Genomic DNA, 1,345 nt, shown 5'->3' with positions numbered 1-1,345 from the left:
CCGAGCACACCACCCGATCCGCCACCTGCCGGACCACCCGAATCGCCACCCGAATCGCCACCCGACAGACCGCCAGGCGACCCGACCGGGACCAACACCGCATCCACGGCTGTGGCGTCGACGGCGGCTACATCTCGGAACTGCCGGGCCTGTGGGAGCAGTTCGGTCACGTCCCCGACGGCCCCCCAGGCGAGCTCGGCGTGGGGCTGCGGGAGTTGGATGGCGTCCCAGCCGACGGTGAACAGCGAGTCGAGTGACGCCTCACGGGCGGCTGCGCGCGCGGGGTCACCGGCCGCCTTGAGAGCGAGGGCATCGACGGTCGCCACTGTCCGGCCGTTGCGGTCGGACAGGTGGACGGCGAAGACGTCCTTGTCGGTACGGCGCACCCGCACCCGGAGCGCTTCGGCCCCCGAGGCGTGCACCCGCACTCCGGACCAGGACCGAACCGTACGCGGCACGCCGTCCTCACCCCCCGCGGCGAACAGCGCCACCTGCAGCGCGGACTCAAGGAGCAGCGGATGCAGCAGGAAGCCGGACAGGTCCAGCTCCGCGTCAGCCGGGGGCGACAGCTCGGCGCAGACCTCGTCCGCGTCCCCGTTCTGCCAGAGGGCGGTGACGGCCGGGAAGGCCCGGCCGTGGCCGTAGCCCTGGCCCGAGAGCTGCTCCTGCAACATGGCGGGCTGCGCTTCCCCGGCGAGCGGCGGCCACTCGGCGGCCGGCTGCGGGGGCTCGGCACTCAACGCGATGCGTCCGCCGGCCCGTAGTGTCCAGGTGCCCTCGGTGCCGTCGGCGCGGGTGTGGATGGTGACGGGCCGTCCGCCGTCCTCGTCACGGTCGCCCACCGCCACCTGGAGCTGAACGGCCTGGTGGCCGGTGAGGACGAGCGGTGCGTGCACGGTGAGGTCGTCGATGACGTTGCAGGCGAACTGGTCGGCGATGTGGAGGGCGAGTTCGGCGTAGACCGATCCGGGGACGGTGGCGGCCCCGTCGAGGATGTGCTCGGCGAGCCAGCTGTGCGAGCGGGCCGAGAGCCTCCCCGAGAACACCATCCCGTCGCTGCCCGCGATGCTCATGGACGCGCCGAGGAGCGGGTGGCTCTCGTCCTCCAGACCGAGCTGGGCTGCGTCGACATCGGACTGGGCTGCGGCGCTGTACCAGTAGTTCTGGCGTTGGAAGGCGTACGTGGGCAGGGGGACGGTGCGGGCGCCTCGGGCGGTGAAGCAGCCGTCCCAGTCGACAGCGGCGCCCCGGTTGTGCAGTCGGCCCAGGGCAGTCAGCAGATCGGTGGCTTCGGGGCGCTCACGACGCAGGGTCGCAATGAACCGCAGGTCCGAGGAGTCCAGGC

The 1,345-nt window shown here is 72.4% G+C and carries 1 protein-coding gene; it reads right to left on the bottom strand.

The window, feature by feature from the left end:
* Positions 1 to 1,345 (bottom strand): polyketide synthase dehydratase domain-containing protein (locus tag QIS99_RS32115; protein ID WP_282517284.1); only part of this gene is annotated, 1,345 nt, incomplete at both ends.

Source organism: Streptomyces solicavernae, from assembly GCF_029968095.1.
Lineage (GTDB): Bacteria > Actinomycetota > Actinomycetes > Streptomycetales > Streptomycetaceae > Streptomyces > Streptomyces solicavernae.
The sequence above is the reverse complement of the archived record's forward strand: the minus strand, read 5'-3'. Positions and strand labels throughout refer to the sequence as shown.